Below are 249 nucleotides of genomic sequence, written 5' to 3' on the forward strand. Positions count from 1 at the left end.
CAATAATGCTAGCTAGCATCCCAGCATTAACTGGATCAAGTCCGCTAAATGGTTCATCTAAAATGAGAAGTTCAGGATTATGAAGAAGGGCAGCAATTAATTGGATTTTTTGCTGGTTCCCTTTTGAAAGCTCTCCTGCCGTTTTAAATTTATATTCCGGTATCGCTAATCGCTCTAACCAGTGATCAATAGCAAGATCTACTTCTTTTTTCGACATTCCTTCTAATCTACCAAAATATCGCAACTGGT

General features: G+C 38.2%; 1 protein-coding gene. It reads right to left on the reverse strand.

Going from position 1 to position 249, the window contains the following annotated elements; genetic code table 11:
• On the reverse strand, positions 1–249 hold a 249-nt coding region (locus SB658_RS26225; protein WP_410603417.1), incomplete at both ends, for an ATP-binding cassette domain-containing protein.

It is taken from the genome of Bacillus sp. SIMBA_008 (genome assembly GCF_046535495.1).
Classification (GTDB): Bacteria; Bacillota; Bacilli; order Bacillales; family Bacillaceae; genus Bacillus; species Bacillus subtilis.